This is a genomic window from Pseudolactococcus yaeyamensis, from assembly GCF_054658615.1.
Map to the genome: position 1 here is coordinate 1 of NZ_BAAGGP010000126.1, position 5,543 is coordinate 5,543.

General features: G+C 34.1%; 5 protein-coding genes. 1 reads left to right on the forward strand and 4 read right to left on the reverse strand.

The annotated features are described in order from the left end of the window. Positions 1-571 (forward strand): ISAs1 family transposase (locus ACYQ21_RS14545; RefSeq protein WP_460059309.1); only part of this gene is annotated, 571 nt, incomplete at its 5' end. A 236-nt stretch (positions 572-807) separates the two neighbouring features. Here the strand turns inward: ACYQ21_RS14545 and ACYQ21_RS14550 are convergent. The 4 genes from ACYQ21_RS14550 to ACYQ21_RS14565 are packed head-to-tail and all read right to left on the reverse strand — an operon-like array spanning position 808 to position 4,729. Next, positions 808-1,542, reverse strand: coding sequence for a LytTR family transcriptional regulator DNA-binding domain-containing protein (locus tag ACYQ21_RS14550; protein WP_460059310.1), 735 nt, complete (start codon positions 1,540-1,542; stop codon positions 808-810). Then, positions 1,542-2,957 (reverse strand): GHKL domain-containing protein, encoded by a 1,416-nt coding sequence (locus tag ACYQ21_RS14555; RefSeq protein ID WP_460059312.1) that lies wholly within the window; start codon positions 2,955-2,957, stop codon positions 1,542-1,544. Before ACYQ21_RS14555 ends, ACYQ21_RS14550 begins: the two co-directional genes overlap by 1 nt. Before the next feature lie 13 nt (positions 2,958-2,970). Further along, positions 2,971-4,116 carry a hypothetical protein gene (locus ACYQ21_RS14560; protein WP_460059313.1) on the reverse strand — a complete coding sequence of 382 codons (1,146 nt, stop codon included), beginning with the start codon at positions 4,114-4,116 and terminating at the stop codon, positions 2,971-2,973. A gap of 7 nt (positions 4,117-4,123) precedes the next feature. Next, a complete protein-coding gene (locus tag ACYQ21_RS14565; RefSeq protein WP_460059314.1) occupies positions 4,124-4,729 on the reverse strand; it encodes a YiiX/YebB-like N1pC/P60 family cysteine hydrolase in 606 nt (201 codons plus the stop codon). Positions 4,730-5,543: the final 814 nt, after the last annotated feature.

Consider the following 5,543-nt stretch of genomic DNA (forward strand, 5'->3'; position numbering starts at 1 on the left):
TGAGAAAAAGGCTGATTATGTTTTGGCACTCAAGGGAAATAAGGGCGCACTTTATGATGATGTGGTCGACTACCTTGAAGAACGCAGCTTTCAAACTAAAATCAAGCGAGCGGGCGATTATAAAAAGACGGTTGAAAAAGCGCATGGTCAGATTGAAACACGGGAATATTACCAAACATCAGATATTTCGTGGCTTGAAAATAGGGAGAAGTGGCCGAAACTTGCTAGTATTGGCATGGTAAAAACGACAGTTGAAAAGCATAATAAAATTCAGGTTGAAAGCCGGTATTATATTAGCAGTTTGTCGGTTGATATTGAACAGTTTTCCAAGGCAATTCGAGAACATTGGGCGATTGAGAGTATGCATTGGCATTTGGATGTTAGTTTTGGAGAGGATGCAAATAAAACATTAGACAAAACAGCAGCGTTAAATCACAGTAATATTCGCAAATTGGCACTAGCCGTTTTGAAGGATTTGGAAATGCGTAAAAAGAAGATGAGCATTCGTCTCAAACGTTTTTCGTTATCAATGACTTTTCCAGATTATTTGGCACAGTTGTTTTCAATGTGAGAGCTGTTATTTTTAAAAACACGCTTCCTATTTTGAGATTGAGAGAGAGAGTCATGCGTTTGTCGTGGTAAAATAAATTTAAAAAAGCACCCTAAAATATTCCGTTTTAACGTAAATATACAAAAAACTTAATACAACGTTGTAAATAGATGTAGGACATCTCGATACAAGCAATAAATAGAATCAACATTGTCGCAATTAAAATATACCACCCCTTTGTTCTGATTTTTTGTCTCTTACCATTTTCCCAATTCTTTCAATAGCTTAGTACCTGACCTTGAAACCGAGAGTAGCGTCCCATCATCAAGTAAGATTTTTCTACTTTTCTTTAAATACAATTTTATTCTTACTTGATTAACTAAAGTATCTCGGTGAATACGAACCAAATGATTAGACTTCTTTTCAATATCCTTCAAACTGCCATAAAAAGTAATCGTCTCATTTTTTGTCTGCAATAAGACTTCATGAGAACCACCACCTACCTCAAAAAAATATATGTCTGAATAAAACACATTGACTATTTTCTTAGTTCTTGTTTGATAAGTAAAAACTTCTGTTGAAGATTTCAGTTGATTGGACTCAAAGAAATCCTCAATGTTTGTGATAATTCGCCTCTGAAAAATAGCTTCTGGGAGCATCTTATCAATAAAGTCATGCGCATTGACCTTATATTGATAAGTTAAAGGCGCAAATTCATTATGCGTTGTGACAAAGCTAATTTGACCAATTGGATCAATCATACGAATTTTTTGTGCTGTCTCAAGCCCAGCATTGTAGTCGCTTTTTATCGCAATATCCAAAAAGTAAATATTGTTCTGTGGACTATTTTCAAGTTTTTCCATCATATTTTGTGCTTTATCACAAGCGACAATCTGATCAATCGGATAGTCTTTCTCCTTCAAATATTCAGCAATAAGCCGCTCTAAATGTTCGAGTTGAGTTAAATCATCCTCCAAAATGAATAAATTCATCATCTCTCCAATTCTATTTCTACTTTGAATTTGTAATCCTTGGCACTAATCTGATAGATACCTCTCGGATAACTTGCCATAATACTAGCAATATTTGCCAGACCATAGCCACGAAGTCTGCCTTTTGTCGTAACGCCATATTTGATGAGTTTTCTAATGGGGAGTTCTTTCTCAACCATCTCATTTTCAACGATATAGTGGCGTACGCTATCTTTATCAAAGATAGCTAATCTTATCAATGGTTCATCCATTTCAGCAACACTCACTGCCTCAATAGCATTATCAAGCATGATACCAAATAAACGGACGATATCAATCTTTTCAACTAGCAAGTCATAAATAATACCTGATATTTCTAGTTCGACCGTAATCCCTCTTGCTTCTGCTTTCAAAATCTTCTCCGAAATAATACTTTTTAGCTCCAAAACTCTGATATTAGAAAGCTTAGCAACTTCTTTCTGACCCTCCTTTAATTTAAGATTACTTTGTTCAAGTATGTCCTCGTAAGTTTGTCTAATTGCCACAACATCCTCTGTTGCAATTGTTTTACGCATAGAAATGAGGATGTTCGCAAAATCATGACGAAAGTTCCGGGTTGATTGGTAGGAGGCATCTACTGCTTTTGTATAGACATCAAGATTTGAAAGTAAGTAATCTTTATATTTCAACAATCGTTGTATTTCCCATTCCTTATATTTACTGTTGATTGAGTAGATAAAGAAAAAGAATAGAAAAACGAATGAAACTAGCATATGTTGATAATGTATTTTAAAATGATTATCCGAAAATCTAAAAACATTATTGATCAGGTACAGCAGAATCATTATGCCATTGAAATACCAAATGAGCTTATTTTGCTTTTTCTCAATAGCTTTTTCTTCTTTTATTACGGACATGGATTCTTGCGCCTGATCAGAAATAATGAAATATTTGGGAATAAGACCTAAACATGTCAATAGCATATATTGAGTCGGAATGACACATAAATAACCTAAGCTACCCCCAATTAATATAGACAAAATATCGTTGCCCAATATGCCTCCAAATACCAAACTTGAGAAAAGCATTCTGATAAAATAGACAAAAGAAACTGTGTAAGTGGTATAAAACAAATTAATTCTAATGTTGCTTGGACGGAAAATTTGGAGCAAGCCAAAATATAGCATCGGTTCAAAAAATTCTTGTACGTAACCTGAAAACTTGAGATTGGAAAATACAAAAAATAGTATGCCATTGCTACTAAAAAGATACAGCATACTAAATTTCGTTATTTTAAATCCACTAATTTTAAATAAAACAAGCGGTTCAATCACTACCTTGAAAATAGTAGCTATGATAGCCAAACTTATAATCTTTTTCAAATGGTCTAGTAACCATTCAAGCCAACCTAAAACAACAGCAGAAATATTTTCCATATTAGTCTCCAATTCAGTTTGTCCAAATATAAATATCTTCTGTATTTTCCTCAGATACATCAAGCTTTGATACCAATTCTTGTTTTTCTAAATCATAAACAAGCAAAACTTTGTGGGTCAAAATTAGTAGCTTATTATCCTTTGTTTGATTAGCGGATATAATACTTGCATCCATTGGATCCGTCAATTCAGAATAACCACTCACATCAATCTGATACTGTGACTTATCTTCAAGGTTATAAACAGTCAAGACTGATTTTCCTAGCATACTAGGTGGATGTGTGATGAATAGATATTTTGAATCTTGACTTTTGAAAATATCACTTGGATAGTCTTCAGATAACTCAATAAAACTTTTAGCATAGTTTTTAGTATCTACTACCATCAGTCTATTGTCTGGTATGACCTCCTTTGATGCTCTATTTCTCATGGATGTCAGGGTAATATAAACAGAATCAGCCACCATCTCGGTCGCATTTGGTCTATAAGTGTAGTCTGGCATATCGTCAAGTAAAATTGTTTTAGCTATTTTCAGCTTAGGTTTTTCATCAAATACAATTAAAGAGTTTTCATAATCATCACTACCATTTTCAGCACTATGGGTTGCTACTAGGAATAATTTGCCGTCTTTTCCCACAAATTTCGGTGCCGCAAGCATGGATTTATCAAATTGATAAGAATCAACTTGCTTGCCATTTTTGTCAAAAGAAAATAATCCACCATCCTCAGTCGTTGCTTGATAGGAATAAAAATAATCATCTGAATAACCACCACCACTATACCCAAAATTCGGTGTTGGTGTTCTTTTGATTTTTCCTGTTTTAAAATCAATGGAGATAATATGTCGGTTAATCCCTAACGAAGGACCGATACCATCGTCATCAGAAAACACTAAATACCTGTTATCAAATTCAGCTTTGCCATACATTTCGTTGGGATAATCAGCTATTTTGTGCTTTTCATTCGCCAGTGATTTTATTTTATTACCTTCTAGCTTATAGGACTTGATATAATCACTATTTACGATATAAAAATCAGCTTTTTTTTGAACCTCAAACTTATCTGATTTCAATACTGTATTTTTGACTTTTCTTTGAACTAAAAATATCACAGTTATGCCTGCAATGACTATCAAAAAAATTAAGAGTATTTTTTTCATTATTTGCTCATCTATTTCTGTAAACGACAGTTGTGTTGGCGTTATTTACAAATTCCCCTGGATGGGCTGCCCAAACTAATTGTGAACAATAAAATGAATCTTTTTGTTTGATATTCCAAAAATTCAAGTTATAAGGTTTCCCTACCTGATGTCCTGCCCATTCCCCTGCTTTCCAATCCTGTTGTACACTGGTATTATTAACACCCACCTGCCAGACATTATGCGTTGATGATGACCACTCACCACCTCTGAGACGAACTTTTTTACCTAGTCCTTCTGCTTCCGCTACCACATAACCTTTTTGTGGTGCAACAATTCCCGCATGCCATGAATTCAAAAATGTGGATTGAACACCATCATCAGTAACACAAATTACACCATCTCGCCAAGACCAAGATCCTATTCTTGCCCGTGACTTATTCTTAGCATCAGCTTCAATAGGGGCTGTTTTCCCATAATCTAGGTATTCTTTTTCTCTTTCCCCCATCTGATCAATGATTTGCTGTTGCTCTGGTGTATAAGTGACAACCTCATCATTTGCCGAAACTGCTATTGAAGTCCCAAATGACAGTAGTAATACCGCTGAAACAAGTGCCAATTTTGCTTTGTTCATGATATTCTCCATTCTTCCTCGAAAGCCTACTAAGAATATTTAGTGCGACTTTAGGTCTAGTGGAATAATTGCCAAGATGACAAACCTCCACAATTTATAAACAAGCTATATGAACTGGCCAGCGTATAGATAACTTGTACTTCCATTATAGAGTATTCTCAAACAAATAGTTCAACGATTCCCTAGACGGTCATATGCGTACCCCCAAAAATGAACTATTTTTTAAAAACTATCAGAATGTGGATGATTTCAATCTTTATTATCAAATAAAGTTTAATTTGTCACTGTCGTAAGATTATAAAAAGGCACTTATATTTTTTATATTGTACGATACCTATAAAAACTTTGAATTATATCTGCAAAGACTTAAACGCTTTAATTTCGAACATCTAATTATTCTTTTACTATTAAACAATGACCTACATCGTACATTACTGTAAATCTGACTCATTAGCAAGCCATACGACTTAATGGTATTTTTCATTGATACGTTTTTCAAAAAGAAGGGGTTAAATTTTTCAAAGGGGGTTATAGCTTCCCCCCTTTTTTAACAACTACCTAACTCTGATTTTTGCAAAACACAAAAAAGGATAAAACAAAAGGACTCCTCAATCACAATCACGAGAAGTCCCTTTTATTTATATGGTTTTCAGTTCAAAATTTTGTATCATTTTCGCTATGATTATTTCTAACAATGATTATATTTTGATACAAAGTATATTTGGGTATACTCTGCGAAATTGAGTAGTACTCTGACATTTTGGGTGCTAAACCTTTGTTTAGTGCCTTTCTGTCTTGTTATTCTACCTTGGTA

Bases quoted from the DNA above. Each gene is read 5' to 3' on its own strand.
- ACYQ21_RS14550 (WP_460059310.1), bottom strand. From the start codon at position 1,542: ATGAATTTATTCATTTTGGAGGATGATTTAACTCAACTCGAACATTTA.
- ACYQ21_RS14555 (WP_460059312.1), bottom strand. From the start codon at position 2,957: ATGGAAAATATTTCTGCTGTTGTTTTAGGTTGGCTTGAATGGTTACTA.
- ACYQ21_RS14560 (WP_460059313.1), bottom strand. From the start codon at position 4,116: ATGAAAAAAATACTCTTAATTTTTTTGATAGTCATTGCAGGCATAACT.
- ACYQ21_RS14565 (WP_460059314.1), bottom strand. From the start codon at position 4,729: ATGAACAAAGCAAAATTGGCACTTGTTTCAGCGGTATTACTACTGTCA.